We start from the raw sequence: 24,106 nt of genomic DNA on the forward strand, positions 1-24,106 counted from the left end.
CCTATGGTACGGTCACGGCGTGGTATCCGATGCCAACAGGCCAGACTCCCCCTCGGTTCCGGCGAAGCCCTCGGTGCCGACGACACCCTCCTCAGCGGTGACGTCTCCGGCCACCGAGCCTGACGCGGAGCCGCTGGCGACCTCGGGCACGGTGACGACCCCGAAGACGGAGACGCACTCCGAGCCGGAGACGACCTCGGCCGTGGAGATGCCTCCGGCCGTGGACACGCCCACTGAGCCGGCCCCGCCGCCGAGCGCGGAAACGCCCCCGGTCGTGGAGACTCTCCCCGGCTCGGACACGCCCCAGGCCTCTGTGACGCTCCCCGCTCCGACGACGCCCCCGGTCAAGACGACGCCCCCGACCGAGCCGGTGTCACAGGCTCCGGTGTCACAGGCTCCGGTGTCACAGGCTCCGGTGTCGGCGAAGTCGGCCAGGGCCGGGCTGCGCGGACTGATCAAGGGTTTCGTCCAGCACCCGGTGATCGTCTCCCGGGTCGTGGCGACAAAGGTCAAGTCAGATCCGGTACGCGTGGCGCAGGCGGCTGCCGAGACGCTCCCGTCGAGCGTCCGTCCCATCGTGGGCCGGTTCGCCTGGCCGGTCGCGCGCCGCGCCAAGATCGTCGTACGCAAGCTCGGCATGCGCATGGTCAAGGGCCCGTGGACCGAGGCGAAGGAGCACTTCGACGCCGGCCGGATGAGCGAGGCCGCCGAGGTGCTCCGGGCACACACCCGCTACCCCTTCATCAAGCGCCGGGCCGCCTACTACGCCGGAGAACTGGCCGCGATCCAGCCGAACCCGATCCCGCCCAAGGCCAAGGTGATCGTGGGCGAGCGGTTCCGCGGCCGGGTGCTGCACTGCGTGACCAACGCGCTGCCGTACACGCAGGCCGGTTACACGGTCCGCACGCACCGCATCGTCACCTCGCAGAAGGCCGCCGGGCTGGATCCGCACGTCGTGACCAGCTGGGGCTGGCCGATGATGCAGGGCCACGCCGACGCGATGCCGTACGAGGAGATCGACGGGATTCCCTACCACCGGCTGATCCCGAGCGGTGAGGTGCCCTTCGAGAGCCAGGGGCGGATGATCCGGGGCGCCGGAGAGGTCACCGAGCTGGTCAGGACCCTGCGGCCGCAGGTGCTGCACGCCGCGACGGATCACCGCAACGGCTCGGTGGCGCTGGCGGTGCGCGAGCGGACCGGCACGCCGATGGTCTACGAGGTCCGGGGCTTTCTGGAGGAGACCTGGGCCTCCCGCGACCCCAAGCGCATCGGCAGCCAGCGGCACGTGCTCCAGCGCGACCGCGAGGCGTTCATCATGCGCTCCGCCGACGCGGTGGTCACCCTCGCGGAGACCATGGCCACCGAGATCGTCGAGCGCGGGGTGCCGAGGGAAAAGATCTACCTGGCGCCGAACGCGGTGGACGACTCGCTGCTCAGCGCCGAGTACGACGGTGCGGCGTTCCGCGCCGCCTACGGCATCGAGCCCGGCGACATCGTCATGGGTTCGGTGTCGAGCATCGTGGCCTACGAGGGCTTCGCCACCATGATCAATGCCGCCGCGCTGCTGCGGGACGAGGGCGCGCCGGTCAAGATGCTGCTCGTCGGCGACGGCGTGGAGCGGGCGGCACTGCTGGAGCAGGTCGAGGAGCTGGGGCTCGGCGACATCGCGATCCTGCCGGGACGGGTCGGCCCCGACGAGGCACTGCAGGCCCAATCGGCGATCGACATCTTCGTCTGTCCCCGGGAGGACCTGCGCGTCTGCCGACTTGTCACGCCGTTGAAACCGGTCGAGGCGATGGCTCTCGGCAAGCCGGTCGTACTGAGCGACCTGCCCGCCCTGTCGGAGCTCGTGGGCTCCGACGGCGCCGGGCTTCTGGTGCCCGCGGGGGACCCCGAGGCACTGGCCAAGGCGATCGCCGGACTGCGTGACGATCCGGAGCGAAGGGCCGAGATGGGCGAGGCCGGACGGGCAGAGGTGGCCGCGAAGCGTACCTGGAGCCGCATCGCGGAGACGTACCGTGATATTTACCGATCGATTGCCGATTGATGGCCTTGTCATGGCACTGGGGATACCTGCCGTTTGTGATGCGTTCAATCGCATTAGGCGTAGCTCGTTCGGACTTGAGATAGCCTTTGCGACCATGAAGTGTTGTTTCCGGCGTTCCAAGGTCATCCAGTGACTGCCTACGACCTGGCCATCATCGGTCTGGGCTACGTCGGCATGCCCCTGGCCAAGGAGGCCACGGCAGCCGGTCTGCGGGTCATCGGCTTCGAGGTCGACTCCGGCAAGATCGCTGCTCTCAACGCGGGCAGGTCCTACATCGACGACCTGACCGACGCCGACCTTGAGCACATGCTGGCGGGGGGCTTCACCGCCACGGGGGACGAGTCCGTTCTGGCCGACAGCCGGACCATCGTCATCTGCGTGCCGACCCCGCTCGACGAGGACCACCGCCCCGACCTGTCCGCGGTCGAGGGCGCCACCGGCACCGTCGCACGCAACCTCCGCGCGGGCTCGCTGGTGGTCCTGGAGTCCACCACCTGGCCCGGCACCACCGACGAGGTCGCCCGCCCCATCCTGGAGACGGGCTCCGGCCTCGTCGCGGGCACCGACTTCCACCTCGCCTTCTCGCCCGAGCGCATCGACCCGGGCAACCCCAAGTACGGCCTGCGCAACACCCCGAAGGTCGTCGGCGGCTACACCTCCGCCTGCAAGGACCGCGCGGTCGGGTTCTACTCCCAGTTCATCGAGCAGGTCGTGCCGGTCAGCGGCACCCGCGAGGCCGAGATGGCCAAGCTCCTGGAGAACACCTACCGCCACGTCAACATCGCCCTCGTCAACGAGATGGCGATCTTCTGCGACGAGCTGGGCGTCGACCTCTGGGAGTCGATCGAGGCCGCCGCCACCAAGCCGTTCGGTTTCCAGAAGTTCCTCCCCGGACCAGGTGTCGGCGGTCACTGCATCCCCGTCGACCCGTCCTACCTCTCCTACACGGTGCGCAAGCTGGGCTACCCGTTCCGCTTCGTCGAACTGGCCCAGGAGATCAACGAGCGGATGCCGTCGTACGTGGTGGCCCGCGTGCAGCGCCTGCTCAACCGGCACAGGAAGCCGGTCAACGGCTCCAGGGTGCTGTTGCTCGGTGTCACGTACAAGCCCGACATCGCCGACGAGCGTGAGACCCCGGCCCTGCCGGTCGCGCGGGCGCTGCGGGAGCTGGGCGCGGAACTGGTCTTCGCCGACCCGTACGTCAAGGACTGGCGGGTCGACGGAGTCCAGGTGCCGCGCGAGGAAGACCTCGCCAAGGGAGTCGTCGAAGCCGACGTGACGCTGTTGCTTCAGCAACACGCCGCCTTCGACCTGTCGATTGTCGAGGACCAAGGCAAGCTCGTGCTCGACACCCGAGGCGTGCTCGCCGAGGGTGAACGCGTCGAGCGGCTCTAGTGACGAAGGGCTGCGCGCAGTGCACGTGCTCGTCATGACCGTGGTGCATCATCCCGAGGACGCCCGGATCCTGCACCGGCAGATCCGCGCGCTCGTGGATGCCGGTCATGAGGTCACGTACGCGGCCCCGTACACGGCGCGGGGCGTCATGGCCCGCTCCTGGGTGAACGGCGTCGATCTCCCCCGTGCCGCCGAGCGCAAGCGGCTGTCGGCGGTGCGCGCCGCGCGCAAGGTCTTCAAGCGCATGCGCGGGCAGGTGGATCTCGCGGTCATCCACGACCCTGAGCTGCTGCTCGCGGTGGTGGGGGTGCGCAAGCGGCCCCCGGTGGTCTGGGACGTGCACGAGGACACTCCGGCGACCCTGTCACTGAAGCCCTGGCTGCCGGCGTTCCTCCGACCGCCGGTGCGTTTCATGGCCCGCCTCCTCGAAGGTACCGCCGAGCGACACCTGCACCTGCTGCTGGCCGAGACCGCCTACGCCGGACGGTTCCACCAGGCGCACCTGGTGGTGCCCAACGAGACCTGGGTGCCCGACGAGGTGACGCCGCCGGGTGACGACCGCATCGTCTATCTCGGCTGGCTGTCGGAGGCACGCGGGGTGCGCGAGGCCATCGAGGTGGCCCGGTTGCTCCGGCCGTACCGGGTGGCGGTCGAGCTGATCGGCTACGCCGACCCGCAGTCACGGCCGACGCTGAACGAGGCCGTGGCGGAGGGCGTGCTGGAGTGGCGCGACTTCATGCCCAACGACGAGGCGCTCAAGCGGCTCGACGGCGCGCTGGCCGGTCTCTCCCTGCTGCACGACGAGCCCAACTACCGGCACTCCATGCCCACGAAGATCGTGGAGTACATGGCCCACGGCATTCCGGTGATCACCACCCCCTCGCCCCGCGCGGTGGAGCTGGTCGAGCGCTACGACAGCGGCATGGTCGTGCCCTGGCAGGATCCCAAAGCCGTGGCCCAGGCCGTGCTCTTCCTCCGCGACGACGTCAGGGAGAGGCATGCTCAGGGGGCTCGGGGGTATGCGGCGGCCCGTGCGAATCACCACTGGCCCAACTCGGCCCGTCGTTTTGTCGCCCAGCTGGAGGCGTGGGCGGGCGTCAAGAGCTGATTTCCGGCATGGCGAAGCTCCTTATGTCTGCCAGATCACAAGAACGGTAGTGTCCTGAACGTGCGCTGGCTCATCGCTCTTCTGGGCGTGGCGATCCTCGCGGGAGTGGTGGCGTTCGTGGTGATCACGCCCGCCGAGGACGGCTCTCCGACCAGTGGGAGCTCACCGCTCGCCCTCTCGCCCTCGCTCTCGCCTTCGTCCTCCCCCTCGGTGCCGGTGCCGGAGGCGACCGAGTTCACCGACCCGTGTGGCACGTTCGACACGGCCATGGGGGCGCCGTACGCGATCACCGGCTACTGGCTCGTCCCGACCGCCGACCACTGCACCTGGCGACGGCAGTTCGCCGCCATCCACAAGGTGGGCGGCGACACCGTGATCCGGATCGGCTGGGGCCTGCAGGCCCGCAGGGTCGACGACGGCGGCCGGATCCTCGACGGCGAGGGGAAGGTCGATCCCCGCTACGAACCGTGCGAGGAGAACGGGGTGCCGTGCGTGACCGCGGCGGAGAACGACCTCAGAGCGGCCAACCCGGGCAACCGGGTGAGCTGGACGTTCGTCTACCGGACCGACGAGGCGTTCGGCTCCCAGCTCTTCCGCTGCCCCGAGTTCGAGCGGAAGATCGTCACGAGGAAGGCCGTCTTCTACCGGATCGTCGCCACCGACGACGGCAGCGACGACGCGAGCTGCGAGAACATCAGGGGCAAGGGGCGTGGCTACCACGTGATCCTGATCGCGGGCGCGCACGAGGACAGCCTCACCGAGCTGCTCGACCTCGGTGACCAGTTCGGGGTGAAGGTGTTCCCCGCGCTGCCGCTGGCCCCCCGCGACCCGGCGCAGCAGACCCGGGCCGCCAAGCAGGGCACGAACACGCTCACCACGCTCACCCGGCGCGTCATGCAGGACTACGGTGCCCGTTTCCGGGACCGGCCCTCGCTGGGCGGCTTCTACCAGCCGTTCGAGTTGCAGATGCGTGAGATGAAGTACACCGGCGAGGCGGACGACGACCACCCGACGCTCAAGATGTACGCCTCGCAGCACGAGATCGTTGAGCAGGAGATGCCGGGCAGGCCCGTCCTCGTCAGCCCCTACCTTGACGCCCGCAAGGAGAAGCCGTTCAGCGCCACTCCCCAGCAGGTGGCCACGGGCTTCGAGGCCCTGGTCAGAACCGGGGTCGGAATCATCGCGCCACAGGACAGCCGGGGAACGGGGAAGGTCGGGTTGTTCTGGCCCGACCAGCGCGAGGAGAAGGTCGACAAGCGGCTGCGGCCGGTCGTCGGAGACGAGGCCAACGGTGACGCCTACCACGGCTCGACCCGCGACTACTACCGGGAGATGTCAACCGTCCGGGCTGAGATGGCAGAGCAGGGCCACAACGTGGAGCTCTGGGCCAATGTCGAGGCGTTCGAGCCCTCCGACGACGAGCTGTCCGACGACGGGCCCTGCGCCGCCGGATCCTCGCGGGGACGCACCGACAAGGAACGGCTCGACACGGCCGTGGCACAGGTCGGGCGCTACGTCTCCAAGGTCGTCTCCTACATGTGGAGCGACTTCTACACCTGCGGCTCGCCGTCCCTCGCCGAGGAGATCGCCCGTGACTGGAACCGGCCCATCGCGGCCGACGCGGTCCGCATGCAACGCGACATCCAGGACGGTATGGAGATCCGCGGCTACAACATGCCCATGGGGTCCAAGGTCACGATTACCTGGGAGGGCCGGCAGGAGCCCCGCGTCGTCGACGTGGCCGGGGTGAACCTCACGGACCTGCCGCCCGGCCTGCCGGTGCGGATGGAGACGGCGTGGATCCCGTTCGACTGGTCCCAGGTGCCCGAGGACACCTGGGTCGAGATCTCGGTCGTCGCGGCCGACGGGCGGGCCGCCTCCGAGCCGTTGCACGTCCGGGTGAGGCTCTGACCGGTGTAACGTGCCTGCCATGGTTCCGCGCATTCCCGTCAGCGTGGACCTGGTCGTCCTCACGGTGCGCTTCCAGGCGCTGAGCGCACTCGTCTGGCGGCGCGACAACCCGCCGTACGAGGGACGCTGGGCCCTGCCAGGCGGCTTCATCCACCTCGACGAGGACCTGCCCGCCGCCGCAGAGCGGATTCTCGCGGAACGGGCGGGCCTGCCGGGCGCACCCGTCCACCTGGAACAGCTGCAGACCTACGGCTACCCCGACCGCGACCCGCGCCAGCGCGTGCTGAGCGTGGCCTACCTCGGTCTCGCCCCCGACCTTCCCGCCTCCACCGAGGCGCACATGAACTGGCAGCCGGTCTCCGCGCTACTGCGCGAGATGGCCTTCGACCACCGGCGCATCATGGTCGACGGGGTCGAGCGGGCCCGGGGCAAGCTCGAATACACCCCGCTCGGCGCGGCCTTCTGCCCGCCGGAGTTCACCGTCGCCGAGCTGCGCCGGGTCTACGAGATCGTCTGGGGCCGGGTTCTCGACCCGCGGAACTTCCACCGCAAGGTCACCAGGGCCGAGGGCTTCCTGGTGCCCACCGGCGAGACCACCACCCGCGACGGCGGCCGCCCCGCCAAGCTCTACCGCCGAGGGCCCGCCACGTTCCTCCACCCTCCGATGCTCCGCTCCCTCAAGGAGTAGGGGCGGCGTAGTGAGCCGTGGGCCAGGACATCCTGGTCGATCACGTCGCGGGTGCGGAATCCGGGGCCGCCGTGGTGAGCCGTGGACCTCGCCTGCGGCCGATCAGAGGTTGTCGATCTCCGTCAGGTCGATGTCGACGTCGAACGGGACGCTGACTTTCAGCCGGTCGTGGTGGATCCCCATGAGCGCGTAGGTCCTGGTCGCCGGGTCCAACTCGTAGACGTAGGCGACCGGGCGGTCGTCCTTCTCCTCGATCCGCCAGAAGTGGACGATGCCCGCCTGGGCGTAGAGGACGGGCTTGCGCTCCCGGTCGCGGATCTCCGACTCGGCGTCCGGCGCCTCGGTGCTCGGCCTCTCGGCCGGCGGTGCGATGCTCATGTCGTCCTTCCGGTCGGGCATGCCTCTCACCTCCAGTGTTACAGGATGATGCCCCATCCGCCCGCTGCTCATAAAGTAAGGCCATGCCTCGTTTCCGCGCGATCCTGGACACAATGCCCCCTTACCGGGCAGGCAAGGCCGTGGTGTCCGCCGACGGCCGGTCCTACAAGCTCTCCTCGAACGAATCCCCCTACGAGCCGCTGCCCTCGGTCGTCGAGGCGGTCGCCAGGGCCGCGGCCCAGATGCACCGCTATCCCGACCCGGCCGCCACCGGGCTGACCGAGGCGCTCGCCGAGCGGTTCGGCGTGCCGGCCGAGCACATCGCGCTCGGCGCGGGCTCGGTGACGGTGGCCCAGCAGCTCTTCGAGACCGTGAGCGAGCCGGGCGCCGAAGTGATCTACGCCTGGCGGTCCTTCGAGGCGTATCCGCTCCTGGCCGACCTGGCGGGGGCGACCTCGGTGCGGGTCCCGCTGCTGGGCGAGGGGCACCACCTGGAGGCCATGGCCGACGCGATCACCCCGCACACTCGCATGATCTTCGTCTGCAACCCGAACAACCCGACCGGTACGGTGGTCCAGGCGGCCGAGCTGGAGGCATTCCTGGACCGGGTGCCGGAGAACGTGCTCGTCGTGCTCGACGAGGCCTACCACGAGTACGTCAGGGACGCCGGGGTCCCCGATGGGGTCACCGTCTACCGTGACCGGCCGAACGTGGCGGTGCTGCGCACCTTCTCCAAGGCGTACGGGCTGGCCGGGCTCCGGGCGGGCTATCTGATCGCCGCGGAGCCGGTGGCGTCGGCGGTCCGCAAGACGATCGTGCCGTTCGCGGTCAACCACCTCGCCCAGGCCGCCGCGATCGCCTCGCTGGCCGCCGAGGACGAGTTGCTGGAGCGGGTGGACACAGTGGTCAAGGAGCGCGACCGGGTCCGCGGGGCGCTCGTCGCCCAGGGCTGGACGGTGCCGGCGACCGAGGCCAACTTCGTCTGGCTCCGGCTGGGCGAGCGCACGCTCGACTTCGCCGAGGCGTGCGCGGCCGAGGGCGTCGCGGTGCGGCCCTTCGCCGGTGAGGGCGTCCGTGTCTCCATCGGCGACGCCGAGGCCAATGACACCTTCCTGGCGGCCGCGGCGGCCTTCCCGAGGAGCTGACCGCTCCGCGGTGGCACTCCCGGTAGGGGGCCGCGACGGGATGACCGCCTCACGTGGGCGAGCCCGCGGCCTACACGGTCGCGGGCTCAGGGCCGGAGACAGGCTCCGGCTTCTTCTTGCGCCGCTCCGTGGAGACCACCAGGGCCACGCCGAGGACGATCACCATGCCGCCCGCGATCATCGAACCGGTGACCTCCTCGCTCAGTACGAGGGCGCCCAGCACGACCGCCACGACCGGGTTGACATAGGCGTAGGTGGAGACCAGGGAGATCGGGGCGTTGCCCAGCAGCCACACGTACGCCGTGAAGCCGACCAGCGAGCCGACCAAGATCAGGTAGGCGAGCGCGATCCACGAGCGCGTGGAGACGTCCGCGAGGTCGATGTGCTCGCCCACCGCGGCGGCGGTCAGGGCGAGCCCGACGCCGCCGGCGGCCATCTCGACGGCGCTCGCGGCGAAGGGGTTCGCGGGCATCGGGATGCGGGACGCCAGGAACGAGCCGACCGACCAGGACAGCGACGCCAGCAGGATGATCACGATTCCGGTGCTGTCGGCCGCGCTGCCCCCGCCGGTCAGCGAGAGGAGCGCCACACCGCCGAACCCGATGAGCACCCCCGTGAGCGTCAGTACCTGCGGCCGGTCCCTGAACAGGACCCTGAAGATCACGAGCCAGAGTGGCGTCGAGGCCACCAGCAGCGCCGCCAGCCCGCTGGAGATGTGCTGCTCGGCCACGGCGACCATGCCGTTGCCGCCGTTCAGCAGCAACAGGCCGACCAGGGCGGCCCCACCGGCCTCCTTCCAGGTCATCCGGAAGGACTCGCGCCCCTTCAGCAGGCGCACCGCGATGCCGAGGATGAGCGCGGCCGTGACGAAGCGGATGGCACCGCTGAGCAACGGGGGCATCGTCTCGATCGCGATCATGATCGCGAGGTAGGTGGACCCCCACACCACATACACGATCGCCAGCGCCCCCCAGACGAGGAGCGCCTTACGGCTGTCAGCACTGTCATGACGCATAGCTCGTGACAATAGTGGCTGAGCCGGACATTTTGCGCACGGGGTCCGCTCCTTTCGGCCACGCTGAAATCAGCGTTCGCGACCTGGTGGACTTTCACTGAGATCAGCGTTCGCGACCTGGTGGACTTCCGCCGTGCCGGGGCGAGTGACCGTGCCCAGGCCGGTCACGCCACGCCGAGACAGGCGAGCCGTGACCTGAGAGGTTCCGCCGCCCGGGTGCGGCGGAAGCCCTCAGGTCGAAGAAGCGGTCTCCTGGAGGGCTCAGCGGGTGCCGAGCTTCTCCACGATCAGCCGGTACAGCTGGCGGGGACGGCCGGGTTGCGGCGTCCGGTTCGGCGGAAGCGGCCACGCGAGTCCCTCGTCTACCAGCGTGCGCAGCAATCGCCGGGCCGTACGCGGGGTGACGCCCAGCATCTTGCCCGCGCCCTCCGCGTCCACCACCGTGTCTCCTCCATCAAGCTTGGCCGCCAGCCGGGCCAGCACCTCCACACCCTTGGGCTTCAGCGGTCCGGTGCCCTGAGGAGGCATCCTGGGGGCCGGGACCAGCGCTCTGCCCTCGCGGTCGACCGCGAAGCCCTGGGCCTGCTTGCCCGCCTGGGTGCGCGCCAGAGCGGCCCTGGCGTGCGACTCGGCGTCGTGGGTGGTACGGCCCATGCCGACGCCGACCTCGACCGCCAGGCCGAGCTCGTCGCGGACCCGCGCGGCGAACGGCAGGACTCGGAATCCCTCGGTGGCCGCGACCACCGAGCCTCGGGTCGCGGTGACCATGTAGCTGTGATCGTCGACCGCGGTGACCGACGCGTTGATCCGGTTGGCCTCCTGCACCAGCAGGCGGTGCAGGGAGAGCCGGAGCTCGTCGCGCCAGTAGCGTGGCGCGGCCCGGCGGACCGGCTCGCGCAACGTGGGCACCTCCACCAGGACCACGGTGAGTTGTGACTCCTCCAGCCGGTGGTGTGCGCCGAGCAGCGCCGCCGTGTGCAGCGCTGTGCGCACCGCGGCGGAGGTGGGGCGGATCCTGACCACGGGCACCCCGGCCGTCTGAAGGCGGTCGGCGACCGCGGGCAGACAGGTGAGCGCCCCGCTCGTGCTGCCCTGGCGGGCGAGGCGTTCATGAAAGGCCGCGATCGTGCCGGTGGCGCCCGGCTCGTCGCGGCTCTGTACGTCCCCTGAGGGAAGACTCAGATCACCATAGGCCTCCTCGACCTCTGCTCTGCCCAGGGTGTCGATACTGACCCTGCGCGGATCTATCCGTTCGTCCAACGCGGCCCTCGCCAGCGCGGCGATCAGTGCGGCGCCGCCGAGCTGGACATACGTCGCGGGCATCGTCAGCACCCCCGATCGCCGGGCCAGGTCGTAGGGGATCGGGCTGGCGAACAGACATGCGTCCACCCCTGCCCCCAATCGGGTCACCTTGTCCGCGGCCTCCTGCTCGTCACGGTATGCCGCCGCCACCAGGCGGCAGGGTAACGGGGCCGCCGCGTGCCCCATCAACATCACCCGTTCAACGAGGTCATGGGGGCCCACCACACCGATAGTGAGGTCCGGTGTCATGGCACCCGGGCGTGACACTCGTGGCGCTTCTTCGGCCCGCTCGACCAATGTTCGTCCCATCATGCCGTCCGTTTGTTTTCGGCTCTCTTTTGGAACGATCGCTGGTGAGGGCCGTAATGTCACGCCCGATTTGCGGCCAATTCCGGAAGCTACTTCCGGGTTATACCTATGACTGGCATCGTTTACACAGGTCAGAGCGGTTTTTGAGCGGCTCAAACCCGCTGATTATGACGTTGAAATCTCTCGGCGCACATCGCCGCCCAGGGCCTGCATGCGCTCGGCGAGATAAGAGTGCCCGCGGTCGATGAGATATCCCGATCCGATCACGGTCTCCCCTTCAGCGGCCAGACCGGCGAGCACGAGGGCGATTCCCGAGCGTAGGTCGTGAGCGGTCACCTGTGTTCCAGTGAGCGGAGTAGCACCACGAACGATGGCGCTGTTCTCTTTCACTTCAATATCGGCGCCCATTTTGTTCAGTTCTGAGGCCAGAGCGAAACGACCGTCGAAGATGCGTTCATGAATGTAGCTGGCGCCGTCGGCAAGACAGGCGACCGTCATGATCGGCGACTGCAGGTCGGTGGCGAAACCGGGATAGGTGTCGGTGATCACATTGATCGGGCGCAGCGGACGGTCCCTGCGCACGTGGAGCACCGCGCCGTGGTCGGCGAACTCCACCCCCATCTGCTCCAGCTTGTAGCGGACCACGCCGAGGTGGTCCAGATCGGCGCCGACCAGATTGACCTCGCCGCCGGTGACGGCGGCGGCCATGGCGAACACGCCCGCGTCAAGGCGGTCCGGCATCACGGTGTGCTCGACGGCCTGGAGTTCCTCCACGCCCTCCACGGTGATGAACCCGGTGCCGCCGCCGCTGATCTTCGCGCCCATCCGGGTCAGCATGTCGATCACGTCGAGGACCTCGGGCTCCAGCGCCGCGTTCTCGATCACGGTGGTGCCGCGCCCGAGGGCGGCGGCCATGATCAGGTTCTCGGTGCCGGTGTGCGAGGGGGTGTCCAGGTACAGGGTGGCGCCGGTGAGGCCCGCCGACTTGACGTGGATGACCGCGTCACCCTCGTCCACGATCGCGCCCAGGCGCTTGTAGCCCAGGTAGTGGAAGTCGAGGTTGCGGCTGCCCAGGTTGCAGCCGCCCACGCCCTCGATGATCGCCTCGCCGAGACGGTGCAGCAGGGCGGGCACGAACAGCACCGAGCCGCGGAAGCGACGGGCGATCTCCGCGGGCAGCACCGGGCTGCTCAGCGCCGAGGCGTCGATCACCAGTGTGCGCTCCGCCTCGTGGAGCTCGACCTTGGCGCCGACCGTCTCGGCCAGCTCGACCGCGCGCCGTACGTCCTCGATGATGGGGACGTTGCGCAGGACCGTGCGACCTTTGGAAGCCAGCAGCGCGGCACCGATCATGGGCAGCACGGCGTTCTTGGCACCCTGGATGAAGGCGGTTCCACGAAGTGGGTTGCCACCGCGCACGCGGTAACGGACCATGCGTCATGCTCCTTGGAAGTGTTTTGGGTAACTCGTGTGGCGGGGCGGCGGCCGAGGTTACCGGCCAACAGTAGCCGTTGAATGCCCCTGAACCGGCCAGTTCGGGGGTGAACCACCCCCGGAACAGCCGATAATTCACCAAGTCACCTGCCGCCGTCGCGGTGCGCGGCGATCATGCGTTCGCCCGTGGTTTCCGGGCCTCGCGGGTGCCCGGTGCCCATCGCCTGCGCGGTGTACGCGGCCCGCGGCACCGACTGCGTCAGCGGCCTGTCGTTCTCACCGAGATTTCCCATCGCGCCATGCCGATCAGGCGCTACGTCTCGTTCAGGCGCCCCGGCCCGCGATGTCGGTGCGATGGTGCGAACCGCGCAGCCGGATGCGCCCCACCGCCTCGTAGGCCGCCGCTCGCGCCGTGGGGACGTCGGGCCCCGTGCCGACCACGCTGAGCACCCGGCCACCGGCTGAGACGATCCTGTCGCCGTCGGAGGCGGTGCCCGAGTGCAGCACGTAGGCGTCCTCGACCGGGTCGGACAGCCCTTCGATCACGTCGCCCCGCACCGGCTCCGCCGGGTAGTTCTCCGCCGCGATCACCACGGTCACCGCGGCGCCGTCGCGGTAGGAGAGCGGTCCGAACCGGTCGAGTGTCCCGTTCGCGCAGGCGAGCAGCAGGCCCGCGAGGGGCGTCCGGAGCCGGTCCAGCACGACCTGGGTCTCCGGGTCGCCGAACCGGGCGTTGAACTCGATCACCTTCGGCCCCTTGGAGGTGAGGGCCAGCCCCACGTACAGCACCCCCGTGTACGGCGCGCCACGCCTGGCCAGCTCGGTCACGGTAGGCATGACGGTCTCGGCCATCACCTGGTCGGCGAGGTCGTCCGGCGCCCACGGCAACGGCGTGTAGGCGCCCATCCCGCCGGTGTTGGGGCCCTGGTCGTCGTCGTAGGCGCGCTTGTGGTCCTGGGCGGGCTGGAGCGCCACGGCCGTGGAGCCGTCGCAGAGCGCGAACAGCGAGACCTCGGGGCCGTCGAGGAACTCCTCGATGACCACCCGCCCGCAGGCGGCGGCGTGCCGGAGCGCCTCCTCGCGGTCGTCGGTGACCACGACGCCCTTGCCCGCGGCCAGGCCGTCGTCCTTGACCACGTACGGCGTGCCGAACTCGTCGAGCGCCGCGGCGACCTCATCCGGCGTGGCGCAGGTGTACGACCGCCCGGTGGGCACGCCTGCCGCGACCATGACGTCCTTGGCGAAGGACTTGGAACCCTCGATCTGGGCCGCCTGCCGTGAGGGGCCGAAACAGGGGATGCCGGTCTGCCTGACGGCGTCGGCGACGCCGGCGACCAGCGGGGCCTCGGGGCCGATCACGACCAGGTCCGCTCGGAGCCTCTCCGCCAGCTCGGTGACCGCGGCCGGGTCTGTCGGCACCACCGGATGCAGGGTCGCGACCTGTGCGATACCCGCGTTACCGGGAGCACAGTGAACCTCGGTGACCTGAGGGTCCGCCGCCAGCGACCGGCACAGGGCGTGTTCACGCCCGCCGGTTCCAATCACAAGAACGCGCACTTGTCAGAGCCTATCGTCCTTCCGGAACCTCTCTTCGGGCACGTGCCCATCACGTCCGGATCCGGCCGAGGGTGAACCCTCCAGGGTTATCCACAGGATGTGGATAACCCTGGAGGGTTCACGGCGCAGCTGTACGCGCGGTAGACGCCGGTAAAGGGGGTGTGAATTTTGTCGGATTGCGCATGATCGACGCTTGAACCTGGGAGTAAACTGAGAGCCGTCTCCCTATTCGTGTTAAGTTTTGGGTGGCTTTGCGTGTCTCTTGCTGATTGGAGGTGGTTCGGGATGTCCTCTGGCGATCCCAGCAGTACGTGCTCGCGCACGCCTGCTGTGCGCACCCTCGACCACCCCATCTCGGTGCCCGACCGGCACCGCACGCATCGTCGCCTCCACTCGTGGTGACAGCGCATCGCGTGCGGAATCCCGCCAGGTTGGGCGGGAAAGGCTCGCCATGCGCTCCTCGCTTCTTTTTCCCCGCATCAAGCACGCCCGCACGATCCGTGCCCCGCACGCGCCCGCCGTCTCGCTCCGTGAGCGGATGACCGGCGTCTGCGTCCCACCGAGCGACTCGCTCGTCGAGTACGCCGCCTATGTCGAAGGCAAGAGGATCCAGGCCCTGGGCATCCCCGACGCCCTGGAGCTCGTCCGCGCGCACAACGCGTCCGGCGAGGGGAACAACGCCTTCGTCTGGGTCGGCCTGCACGAGCCCGACGCCCCCGAGGTCGAGTGGCTGGCAGAGGTCTTCGCCCTGCACCCGCTCGCCGTCGAGGACGCCGTCAAGGCTCATCAGCGGCCCAAGGTCGAGCGCTACGGCGACTCGTTGTTCATGGTCCTGAAGACCGTCGCCTACCTTGACCATGACGTACTGACCGCCACCAGCGAGATCATCGGCACCGGCGAGATCATGGTGTTCGTCGGCACCGACTTCGTGGTGACCGTGCGGCACGGTCGGCACTGCCCGCTCTCGGAGGTGCGAGAGCGCCTTGAGGACAAGCCCAAGCTGCTCAGCCGGGGCCCCACCGGCGTGCTGCACGCGATCGCCGACCACGTCGTCGACAAGTACCTCACCGTGGCCGACCGGATGCAGGCCGAGCTGGAGGACGTCGAGGCTATGGTCTTCGCCGACGTCAGCGCCCGTGACATCGGCCGGATCTACAACCTCAAGCGCGAGATGATCGAGATGAAGCGGTCCGTCACGCCGCTCCAGGCGCCGATGTCCACGCTGGCCCAGCGCCGGATGATCCCCTCCGAGATGCGCGAGTACTTCCGTGACGTCGTCGACCACCTGGCCCGCGTCTGTGAGCAGGTCGAGTCGTCCAACGAGCTCTGCAACTCCATACTGCAGGCGGCGCTCGCCCGTTCCAACGCGCTCGCCAACGAGGACATGCGGAAGATCTCCTCGTGGGTCGCCATCATGGCCGTTCCCACGATGATCGCCGGCGTCTACGGCATGAACTTCGAGCACATGCCCGAGCTCGACTCCGTCTTCGGCTACCCGCTGGTGCTCAGTGTGATGGTCATCGCCTGCACGCTGCTCTACCGGGGCTTCCGCCGCAACGGCTGGATGTGACGAGCCCTCAGGCGCTCATCGGGCGGGCGGGGGTGACCGGTTCAGGGACACGCATGCCCCGCTCGGCCCACAGGGCGATCATCCGGTCGGGATAGTCGGTGACGATCGCGGCCACCCCGAGATCGAGCAGCTCGGCCGCCCGGCCGGGTTCGTTGACGGTCCACACGGCCAGCGGCAGGCCGGCCTTCTCCGCTCGCAGGGCGAGCTCGGAGTCGACCAGTACATGGTCGGGGGAGAGCGTGGTGCCCCCGGCCTCGGCGGCGGCGGCCGGGATGTCGCCGCCGAAGTCCTCCAGATGGAGGCCGTCGAGCCAGGCGTCGTCCATGGTGGCGCGCTCGATCAGGGCGTACCGCCCGGTCGCGGGGGCCAGAGAGCGGGCGATCCGCAGGATGCGCCAGTCGAAACTGAGGATGGCCGCCAGGTCGAGCCTGCGGTGCCGGTCGAGCTCGGCGACCACCAGCTCGGTGAACTCACCGGGGTCGGCGCTCAGATCGGGCCTGGTCGGGTCCGACTTGAGTTCCACGTGCACCCGCACCCCGTCGGCTCCGTAGGCGTCCAGCAGCCCCAGGACCGATCCCAGGGTCGGCATCCGGGTGTTCGGCACCGGCAGCTGGGTCGGGGCGAAACGGTCTTCGGGGTGACGCGGCACCCGCACCCCGCACTCCAGCGTGCGCAGCTGCGCCAGCGTGAGCTCGCCGACGGGCCTGCCCACGTACGGGAAGGCGGGGTCGTCGCGGAAGGCGGGCCGGACGTCGACGCTGGTCACAGCGGACACGGTGAGGTCGTGTGTGAGCACCGGCCGCCGATCGGCGGTCAGCGCGACGTCGAGTTCCAGCGCGTCGACGCCCAGCTCCAGGGCGTGGGCGAAACCGGGCAGGGTGTTCTCGGGACGGAGCCCACGGGCCCCACGGTGACCGTGAATCTCGGCATGCACACAGGGACCTTATCCATCCCGCGTACCGATCTCCCGGTACGGCTCGCGCCTCGGCGACGCCGACCGCAGGCCGTACCGGCCGAAACCGGGCCATTGGCTCTTTTGCTCACCGTTGTCAGGTGGCGCCTCGCCTGCGAGACACCACCTGACCGACCGCAGTAGGCAAAAGATCCGCAGGGCAGGGCCTAGATCATCGGGTGGATCTGGAGCGTCTCGGTGCGGCCGGGGCCGACGCCGATCGCGGAGATCCTGGAGCCGCTCATCTGCTCCAGGGCCTTCACGTACGCCTGCGCGTTGGCGGGCAGGTCCTCGAAGCTCCTGGCACCGGTGATGTCCTCCTGCCAGCCGGGGAACTCCTCGTACACCGGCTTGGCGTGGTGGAAGTCGGTCTGGGTCATCGGGATCTCGTCATACCGGAGGCCGTCCACCTCGTAGGCGACGCAGACGGGAATCCTCTCCAGGCCGGACAGCACGTCCAGCTTGGTGAGGAAGTAGTCGGTGACGCCGTTGATACGGGTGGCGTACCGGGCGATGACCGCGTCGAACCAGCCGCAGCGGCGGTTGCGCCCGGTGGTCACCCCGTACTCGCCGCCGGTGGTGCGCAGCCACTCGCCCATCTCGTCGTCGAGCTCGGTCGGGAACGGACCCGAGCCGACGCGGGTGGTGTACGCCTTCAGGATGCCGATCACGCGGGTGAGCCGGGTCGGCGGGATGCCGGAACCCGAGCAGGCGCCGCCGCTCGTCGGGGAGGAGGAGGTGACGAACGGGTAGGTGCCGTGGTCGATGTCGAGCAGGTTGCCCTGGCCACCCTCCAGCAGCACGACCTTGCCCTCGTCCAGGGCCCTGTTGAGGATCAGCGAGGTGTCGGCGATGTGCGGCTTCAGGCGCTCGGCGTAGCCGAGATACTCGTCCAGGACCTTGTTCGCGTCGATCACCCGACGGTTGTAGATCTTGGTGAGGATCTGGTTCTTCTCGCCCAGCGCGACCTCGATCTTCTTCTGCAGGATGCCCGGGTCCAGCAGGTCCTGGACCCGCACGCCCATCCGGTAGATCTTGTCACCGTACGCGGGACCGATGCCGCGCCCGGTCGTGCCGATCTTGGCCTTGCCGAGGTAGCGCTCGGTGACCTTGTCGAGGGCCTTGTGGTGAGGCATGATCAGGTGCGCGTTGGCGGAGATCAGCAGCCGCTCGGAGGAGACCCCCCGGGCCTTGAGCCCGTCGATCTCGCTCAGCAGCACACCCGGGTCGATGACGACGCCGTTGCCGATCACGGGGACGACGTTCGGTGAGAGCACTCCGGTCGGCAACAGATGCAGCGCGTACTTCTGGTCGCCGATGACGACCGTGTGGCCCGCATTGTTGCCTCCCTGGTATCTGACGACGTAGTCGACCTGATCACCGAGCAGGTCGGTCGCCTTCCCCTTGCCCTCATCGCCCCACTGGGCACCAACGAGAACGACAGCCGGCATTGTGATTCTCCCACCGCAAAAACGAAAACCCCTGGCGCAATCGCTACAGGGGCTCTTGCGTGGTGAGAATACCCGACGGCGTCCGAAATGGGGATCTCCCACCTCGGGGCGAGAGATCCCACGGGCAGATCAAGGGGTGGATCGGGGCCGGATCAGCGACCGGTCAGCTCCTTGAACGCCTCGGCGCTGGAGTCCTTGAGGAACTGGAAACACCGCTCGGCCTCCTCCTTCTCCCCGATGCTCTGGGCGGCGCGGGCCAGTGCGTGCAGGCATCGCAGGAATCCCTGGTTGGGCAGATGCTCCCAGGGGATCGGGCCGTGCCCCTTCCAGCCCGCCCTGCGGAGCTGGTCCAGGCCTCGGTGGTAACCGGTGCGGGCGAAGGCGTACGACGTCACGGCGTGTCCCGCCGCGAAGTACTCGTCCGCGAGCGCCGCCCAGGCGGTCGGATAGGCGGGGAAACGCGCGGCGACATCGGATGGTTGGGCGCCGGACTCCAGTGCCTGTCGAGCTTCGGGCAGGTCCGGGAGCAGGGTGGGCGGCGGGCCGGCGAGAAGGTTCTCGTGCGATTCCATAGCGACAGTCCTATCTGGTGAACGCGTGCCAGGCCAAGATCGGCCCCGAAGACTTTCCGGAAGCCGATCTTGGCCTGGCGGGAACTCTCCGAACATCGACCAGTTTTACCCGGATCAAGATACTTTTTCCCTACGGAGAATTCCCGGCCGACGTTCGCTACCGGGCCATTAGGAGATCTTGGTACCCGCCGACTTGAGGTTCTGGGCGGCCTCGACGATGCGCGCCGCCATCGAGGTCTCGGCGGCCTTGCCGTACGAGCGGGGGTCGTACACCTTCTTGTTGCCGACGTCGCCGTCGACCTTGAGCACGCCGTCGTAGTTCCTGAACATGTGGTCGACGATCGGGCGGGTGAAGGCGTACTGCGTGTCGGTGTCGATGTTCATCTTCACCACGCCGTAGGAGATGGACTCGTGGATCTCCTCGAGTAGCGAGCCGGAGCCGCCGTGGAAGACCAGGTCGAACGGCCTCTCCTTGCCGTACTTGGCGCCGACCGCGTCCTGGATCTCCTTGAGCACGCTCGGGCGGAGCTTGACGTGGCCGGGCTTGTAGACGCCGTGCACGTTGCCGAAGGTCGCGGCGAGCATGTAGCGGCCACGCTCCCCCAGACCAAGCGCCTCGGCGGTCGCGAGGGCGTCCTCGGGGGTGGTGTAGAGCTTCTCGTTGATCTCGCCGACGACGCCGTCCTCCTCGCCGCCGACCACGCCGATCTCCACCTCAAGGACGATCTTCGCGCGGGCGGTCTTCTCGATGAGCTCCCTGGCGATCTCAAGGTTCTCGTCCAGCGGCACGGCGGAGCCGTCCCACATGTGTGACTGGAAGAGGGGATCCTCACCCCTGGCCACCCGCTCCAGGGAGATGTCGAGCAGCGGGCGCACGAAACCGTCCAGCTTGTCCTTGGGACAGTGGTCGGTGTGCAGGGCGATCGTCACGGGGTAGTTGGCCGCGACGACACGGGCGTACTCCGCCAGTGCCACCGAGCCGGTCACCATGTTCTTGACCGTGGTGCCGGAGAGGAAATCGGCACCGCCGGTCGACACCTGGACGATGCCGTCGCTCTCCGCCTCGGCGAACCCTCTGAGCGCGGCGTTGAGGGTCTGTGACGAGGTCACGTTGATGGCCGGATAGGCGAAACCTCCCGCCTTGGCCCGGTCGAGCATCTCGGCGTAGACCTCTGGGGTCGCGATGGGCATCGTGTCATCTCCTGGAGACGGCTGTGAACAGCTGGCACGGGGCTATGCGGACATTGCCCATGGACCAGTATTCCGGGTTCTTTCCCAACCGGATAGCTCCGCCACCACTTCGGTCCGCACAGATGTGTCCCCGGCGCGGTTACGGCGCCCACCGGCAGGAGATTTTCAGAGGACTCCGGATGCCCGCCGGTGCGGGATCTCTGGTGTGAACTGGGCGGATATAGCGGATCTCTTTGGTTTCCAGGTCTTCGGGGATGATCTGCCCGGTCAGTCATGAAATATCCTCACGAACCGCTAATCTCCACTATGTGGGACGCCACAGGTCTGACCCCATGGGTATCGCCCGCCTGGCCCTCGTCGGACTGGCGGCGCTGGCGCTCGTCGTCCTGATCGTGGTGGGGGTTCTCTCGCTGTTCGGCGGTCTCGGCTCCGGCACTGAGACGCCCCCGTCGGCCACCACCGCGTCACCGCCGGACGTCTCTCCTGCCGCCTCCGCCTCCGCCTCCGCCGAACGGGTTCCGACCGTCCTCGTCGAGTGCCTGCGGGAGCGCTGCCCCACGGTCTTCCTGAAGGTCACCGGGGGGGATGTGCTGCTCGACCGGGAGATGGTCAAGGACGAGCGGTTCCAGTCCTTCGATCCCAAGGTCGACGTCGTCCTGGCCGACTCCGCCGCGGTCCGTGTCCAGGTGAACGGGGCCGTCCGGTCACCCGGTGGGGCGGGGAAGCGCCAGGAGTTCACGGTCTCCCGCGACTAGGCCCGCCTCCGGCGGATCTCGCGGTGGCGAGAATCGGTCAGAGGGCGCGCGGAGGGCGCTCAGAGGGGGCGCGGAGGGCGCTCAGAGGGCGCCCTCGTGCGACGGAAGGTCGGAGCCGCTCTCGCTGTGGCGAGAATCGGTCGGCTAGTCCAGGCCGAGGTCGGCCAGGGTGTAGGCGGTCCGGTACGGAAGCCCGGCCTCGGCGATCGCCTGGGAGGCTCCCCGGTCCACGATCGTGGCGACCGCCACGACCTCGGCGCCCGCCGCGCGCAGCGCCTCCACCGCGGTCAGCGGGGATCCGCCGGTCGTGGAGGTGTCCTCCACCGCCAGCACCCGACGCCCCGCCACATCCGGCCCCTCGATCCGGCGCTGCATGCCGTGGGCCTTCTGTGCCTTGCGGACCACGAACGCGTCGAGCGTCCTGCCCCGCGCCGCCGCCGCGTGCAGCATGGCGGTCGCCACCGGGTCGGCGCCCAGCGTCAGCCCGCCGACCGCCTCGTAGTCGAGATCCTCGGTGAGGTCCAGCATGACCCGCCCCACCAGCGGTGCCGCCTGCCCGTCGAGGGTCACCCGGCGCATGTCCACGTAGAAGTCGGCCTCCTGGCCCGAGGACAACACGACCTTGCCGTGCACCACGCCCTTGCCCTTGATCTCTGTCAGCAGGTTCTCGTGATCGCTCATGGCACCAAGGTTAGGGCGGTCCGGAAGGCCACCGGATCCGGGGCCACCGAGGAACGGCGCCGATCCGGCCCCCGGGTGGCAAAAGTGCGATCCGGGTTTACGCACGGCGCGGACTGCGGGATTATCCGGCAGGCAACTCCGGGTAATGGTGAGGTCACAATGAGTGTGAAAACATCTCAAGGCGACGCTGAACTGCTGGCTGCCACCAGGAACGGCGACGTGGCCGCCTACTGGGTGCTCCACCAGCGGCACGCTCCCGCGGCGTACGCACTGGGTCGTCTGCTCCTCCCCGGCGAGAGCGGGGTCGAGGGGGTCGTGGAGGAGGCGTTCGCGACGGTCCACCACGTGATCGATCAGGGAGACGGCCCGGAGCAGGCGTTCCGCGTCCACCTGCTCACCGCCCTCCGCCGTATCGTCGGTGATCTCTCCGACGCGGCGGATCTGGAAGGCTCGCCGGTGGCCAGGGCTTTTCGCGCCATGCCCGAGAGGTGGCAGCTCGTCCTGTGGCACGCCGAGGTCGAGAGGGCCAGGCTCGACGACACCGGACTCCTGCTCGGCCTGACCGTAAACGGGGCGGCCGCGCTCGCCTACCGGGCACGGGAGGGGATGCGCCAGGCGTGCCTGCGCATCCACCTGGCCGAGACGGCCGCACCCGAGTGCCGGCCAGTACTGGCCAGGCTGGGCCCCTACATCCGCGGTGACCTGGCCGGGGAACAGAGCAGGATAGTGGGCGAGCACCTGGACGGCTGCTCGGGCTGCCGCGCGGTGCTCACGGAACTGACCGGCATCGGCCAGAGCATTCGCTCCGTCATCGGTCCGCTCATCGTCGGTCCCGCGTTCCCCGCCTATCTGGCGGCGCTCGGCAGGATGGGTGTCACGACGGGGGGCGGGCTGCCCGGCCGCTGGCGGCAGGTTCCCCGATCCGTGCGGCGTGCCGTCGTGGCCGGTGCGGCCGTCACCGCGGTCGCGGTGGCGACCGCACTCGTGCTGGTGTCGGCCGAAGAGTCCGTGCTCCCACCGAGCGCGGCCTCCGAGCCGATCGTCATGGCCCCGGCGCCGGCTCCCTACGGCCCGCGGGAGTCGTCGCCGGAGATCCCAGGAGCCGTACCGCCCCCCTCCGGGCAGGCGCAGGCGACCGGCGGGGGCAGCGGTACCGAGTTGTCCGAGGCCAGGCCAGGAACGGCGGGAACGGCGGGAACGGCGCAGGGTGGCCGGTCGGGCTCCTGGCTCGCGCCCCGCCTGGTGGCCAGGATCGACGCGCTCGGTGCCCTGATCAGGTCCGAGGCCGGCATCGTGGCGGTGCGGCTGCGCAACGCGGGTCGTGGACAGAGCGAGGAGGTCGTCGCCGACGTCGGGCTGCCACGAGGCGTGACGCTGCCGTCCGGATCCCGCGGGGGACACTCCGCCGGTGCCGTCACCCCGGTCGGCACGGTCGACGGCTGGTCCTGCCGGGCGTGGAACCGAGGTGCCCGCTGCGTCCGCGGTCCGCTGCCGCCGGGCCGGGCCACGGCGGTCTTCCTGAGAGTCCTGGTGTCGGACGACGCGGCCTACGGGGCGGTGCCCTCGGTCACGGTCTCCACGGCGGGGACGCGGGTGGCGGCCAGGTCGCGCAGCGGCGTACGGGCGCGGGGCGCCCCGGCACGGTTCGCCACCGACGGCCGGGTGGCCGTCTCCGCGATCGGAAACACCCTGCTGAGCTGCGCGCCCTCGGAGCCCGGATGCGAGGCCGCCCGCGCGGGGCAAGGCAACAGACGCGACAACAACAGTTGGGAGATGCGGCCCCTCGATCGTGACGGGGATCCGTCGACGAGCTCGTCGAGCGCCGCCCGGCTCGTCCTGCCGGCGGCCAGCAAGGTGGTCTGGGCGGGACTCTACTGGTCGGCGAGCGCGCCCCCCAGCGTGCGGATCAAGCTCAAGGTGCCAGGGGAAGAGGAGTACCGGCAGGTCAGGGCCGCGCGGGTGGTGGAGCGAGAGCTGCCGGTGGGGCGGGGCTACCAGGCGTTCGCCGATGTGACGCGACTGCTGGGCAGGGCTCGCGGGACGTACTGGGTGGCCGACGCCTCGATACGGCCGGGCATCTCGCGCCATGCCGGATGGAGCCTGGTGGTCATTGTGGCCGACCCGCGCAGACCGTACAGCCAGGCCGTCGTGGTCGACACCGCGACGGTGCTGGACCCGGGGCATCGCTCGGTGCGGATACCGCTCGGTGGGCTGACGCCCACCGACGCGCCCGTGAAGATGGCCCTGGTGACCTGGGAGGGTGACGCGGGCGTCGCGGGTGATCGGGTGAGGCTCGGTGGCCGGACCCTGCGGCCCGCCGGACGGGGACGGGACCCGGGTAATCCCTTCGATGGATCCGCCGCCGGGGCGAGGGGCACCGGCACTACCTTCGGCACGGACGTGGATCACTTCCGGGCACGCCTCGGCCACGCCCCGGTGCTGGAGCTCGGCACGCGCCAGGACGTCCTGCTTTTCGGCGTGGCGGTGGTGAGCGTGCGGACCGCTCCGTGACGGCGCGTGTGGCCCGCTCCGTGACGGCGCGTGTGGCCCGCAGGCTACGGGGAGAAATGCCAGGCCTCCTGTGCGACGGAGGCCTGGTGCGGGACTTCGGGAAATGGATGGCGGAGTAACACCTCGCGGAGGGG

General features: G+C 69.4%; 20 protein-coding genes and 1 pseudogene. 9 read left to right on the forward strand and 12 right to left on the reverse strand.

Going from position 1 to position 24,106, the window contains the following annotated elements; all coding sequences use genetic code 11:
• Positions 1-12: 12 nt before the first annotated feature.
• A complete protein-coding gene (locus OG884_RS17855; protein ID WP_326646484.1) occupies positions 13-459 on the reverse strand; it encodes a hypothetical protein in 447 nt (148 codons plus the stop codon).
• Here OG884_RS17855 and OG884_RS17860 point away from each other — a divergent pair.
• From OG884_RS17860 to OG884_RS17880, 5 genes are all read left to right on the forward strand, one after another.
• Positions 416-2,047 carry a glycosyltransferase family 4 protein gene (locus OG884_RS17860; protein WP_326646485.1) on the forward strand — a complete coding sequence of 544 codons (1,632 nt, stop codon included), beginning with the start codon at positions 416-418 and terminating at the stop codon, positions 2,045-2,047. The two genes, OG884_RS17855 and OG884_RS17860, sit on opposite strands and share 44 nt — an antisense overlap.
• Before the next feature lie 129 nt (positions 2,048-2,176).
• Positions 2,177-3,442 (forward strand): nucleotide sugar dehydrogenase, encoded by a 1,266-nt coding sequence (locus tag OG884_RS17865; RefSeq protein ID WP_326646488.1) that lies wholly within the window; start codon positions 2,177-2,179, stop codon positions 3,440-3,442.
• A gap of 19 nt (positions 3,443-3,461) precedes the next feature.
• Positions 3,462-4,550 (forward strand): glycosyltransferase, encoded by a 1,089-nt coding sequence (locus OG884_RS17870; RefSeq protein WP_326646489.1) that lies wholly within the window; start codon positions 3,462-3,464, stop codon positions 4,548-4,550.
• 60 nt (positions 4,551-4,610) lie between these two features.
• Entirely contained in the window at positions 4,611-6,461 is a 1,851-nt protein-coding gene (locus OG884_RS17875; RefSeq protein WP_326646490.1) for a DUF4434 domain-containing protein, read from the forward strand.
• A gap of 19 nt (positions 6,462-6,480) precedes the next feature.
• On the forward strand, positions 6,481-7,149 hold the full coding sequence (locus OG884_RS17880) for an NUDIX hydrolase (protein ID WP_326646491.1): 669 nt from the start codon (positions 6,481-6,483) through the stop codon (positions 7,147-7,149).
• 102 nt (positions 7,150-7,251) lie between these two features.
• Here the strand turns inward: OG884_RS17880 and OG884_RS17885 are convergent.
• Positions 7,252-7,482, reverse strand: a pseudogene (locus tag OG884_RS17885) (Uma2 family endonuclease); the annotation flags it as partial.
• Between the two features lie 128 nt (positions 7,483-7,610).
• Between OG884_RS17885 and hisC the strand changes: the two are divergent.
• Entirely contained in the window at positions 7,611-8,672 is a 1,062-nt protein-coding gene (gene hisC, locus OG884_RS17890; RefSeq protein WP_326646492.1) for a histidinol-phosphate transaminase, read from the forward strand.
• Positions 8,673-8,742: 70 nt separating this feature from the next.
• Here the strand turns inward: hisC and OG884_RS17895 are convergent, their stop codons facing one another.
• The 5 genes from OG884_RS17895 to purD all read right to left on the reverse strand — a co-directional run bounded on the left by OG884_RS17895 (position 8,743) and on the right by purD (position 14,289).
• Positions 8,743-9,687: an EamA family transporter gene (locus tag OG884_RS17895; protein WP_326646493.1), complete on the reverse strand. Its 945-nt coding sequence runs from the start codon at positions 9,685-9,687 to the stop codon at positions 8,743-8,745.
• Between the two features lie 261 nt (positions 9,688-9,948).
• Entirely contained in the window at positions 9,949-11,238 is a 1,290-nt protein-coding gene (locus tag OG884_RS17900) for a GTP cyclohydrolase IIa (protein WP_326646495.1), read from the reverse strand.
• A 225-nt stretch (positions 11,239-11,463) separates the two neighbouring features.
• Positions 11,464-12,732, reverse strand: coding sequence for a UDP-N-acetylglucosamine 1-carboxyvinyltransferase (gene murA / locus OG884_RS17905; RefSeq protein ID WP_326646496.1), 1,269 nt, complete (start codon positions 12,730-12,732; stop codon positions 11,464-11,466).
• Between the two features lie 143 nt (positions 12,733-12,875).
• Complete coding sequence (locus OG884_RS17910) at positions 12,876-13,025, reverse strand: hypothetical protein (RefSeq protein ID WP_326646497.1); 150 nt, start codon at positions 13,023-13,025, stop codon at positions 12,876-12,878.
• A 31-nt stretch (positions 13,026-13,056) separates the two neighbouring features.
• The gene (gene purD, locus OG884_RS17915) at positions 13,057-14,289 is read right to left on the reverse strand and encodes a phosphoribosylamine--glycine ligase (RefSeq protein WP_326646498.1); all 1,233 of its coding nucleotides are present in this window, start codon (positions 14,287-14,289) and stop codon (positions 13,057-13,059) included.
• 451 nt (positions 14,290-14,740) lie between these two features.
• Here purD and corA point away from each other — a divergent pair, with 451 nt between their 5' ends.
• Positions 14,741-15,859, forward strand: a complete 1,119-nt coding sequence (corA, locus tag OG884_RS17920; protein ID WP_326646499.1) for a magnesium/cobalt transporter CorA — start codon at positions 14,741-14,743, stop codon at positions 15,857-15,859.
• A gap of 7 nt (positions 15,860-15,866) precedes the next feature.
• Here the strand turns inward: corA and OG884_RS17925 are convergent, their stop codons facing one another.
• The 4 genes from OG884_RS17925 to fbaA form a co-directional block, all read right to left on the reverse strand.
• Positions 15,867-16,793 (reverse strand): glycerophosphodiester phosphodiesterase family protein, encoded by a 927-nt coding sequence (locus tag OG884_RS17925; protein ID WP_326646500.1) that lies wholly within the window; start codon positions 16,791-16,793, stop codon positions 15,867-15,869.
• Positions 16,794-16,978: 185 nt separating this feature from the next.
• Positions 16,979-18,262 (reverse strand): adenylosuccinate synthase, encoded by a 1,284-nt coding sequence (locus OG884_RS17930; RefSeq protein ID WP_326646501.1) that lies wholly within the window; start codon positions 18,260-18,262, stop codon positions 16,979-16,981.
• Positions 18,263-18,414: 152 nt separating this feature from the next.
• Complete coding sequence (locus OG884_RS17935; protein ID WP_326646502.1) at positions 18,415-18,834, reverse strand: DUF3151 domain-containing protein; 420 nt, start codon at positions 18,832-18,834, stop codon at positions 18,415-18,417.
• Between the two features lie 168 nt (positions 18,835-19,002).
• Positions 19,003-20,025: a class II fructose-bisphosphate aldolase gene (gene fbaA, locus OG884_RS17940; RefSeq protein ID WP_326646503.1), complete on the reverse strand. Its 1,023-nt coding sequence runs from the start codon at positions 20,023-20,025 to the stop codon at positions 19,003-19,005.
• A gap of 332 nt (positions 20,026-20,357) precedes the next feature.
• On the opposite strand from fbaA, the gene OG884_RS17945 reads away from it, so the two are divergent.
• Positions 20,358-20,780 (forward strand): hypothetical protein, encoded by a 423-nt coding sequence (locus tag OG884_RS17945; protein ID WP_326646504.1) that lies wholly within the window; start codon positions 20,358-20,360, stop codon positions 20,778-20,780.
• Between the two features lie 144 nt (positions 20,781-20,924).
• On the opposite strand, the gene pyrE is transcribed toward OG884_RS17945, so the two are convergent.
• Positions 20,925-21,461: an orotate phosphoribosyltransferase gene (gene pyrE, locus OG884_RS17950; RefSeq protein WP_326646505.1), complete on the reverse strand. Its 537-nt coding sequence runs from the start codon at positions 21,459-21,461 to the stop codon at positions 20,925-20,927.
• A 159-nt stretch (positions 21,462-21,620) separates the two neighbouring features.
• On the opposite strand from pyrE, the gene OG884_RS17955 reads away from it, so the two are divergent.
• Positions 21,621-23,972, forward strand: coding sequence for a zf-HC2 domain-containing protein (locus tag OG884_RS17955; protein ID WP_326646506.1), 2,352 nt, complete (start codon positions 21,621-21,623; stop codon positions 23,970-23,972).
• The last annotated feature ends 134 nt before the right edge of the window (positions 23,973-24,106 follow it).

It is taken from the genome of Streptosporangium sp. NBC_01755 (assembly GCF_035917995.1).
GTDB lineage: Bacteria > Actinomycetota > Actinomycetes > Streptosporangiales > Streptosporangiaceae > Streptosporangium.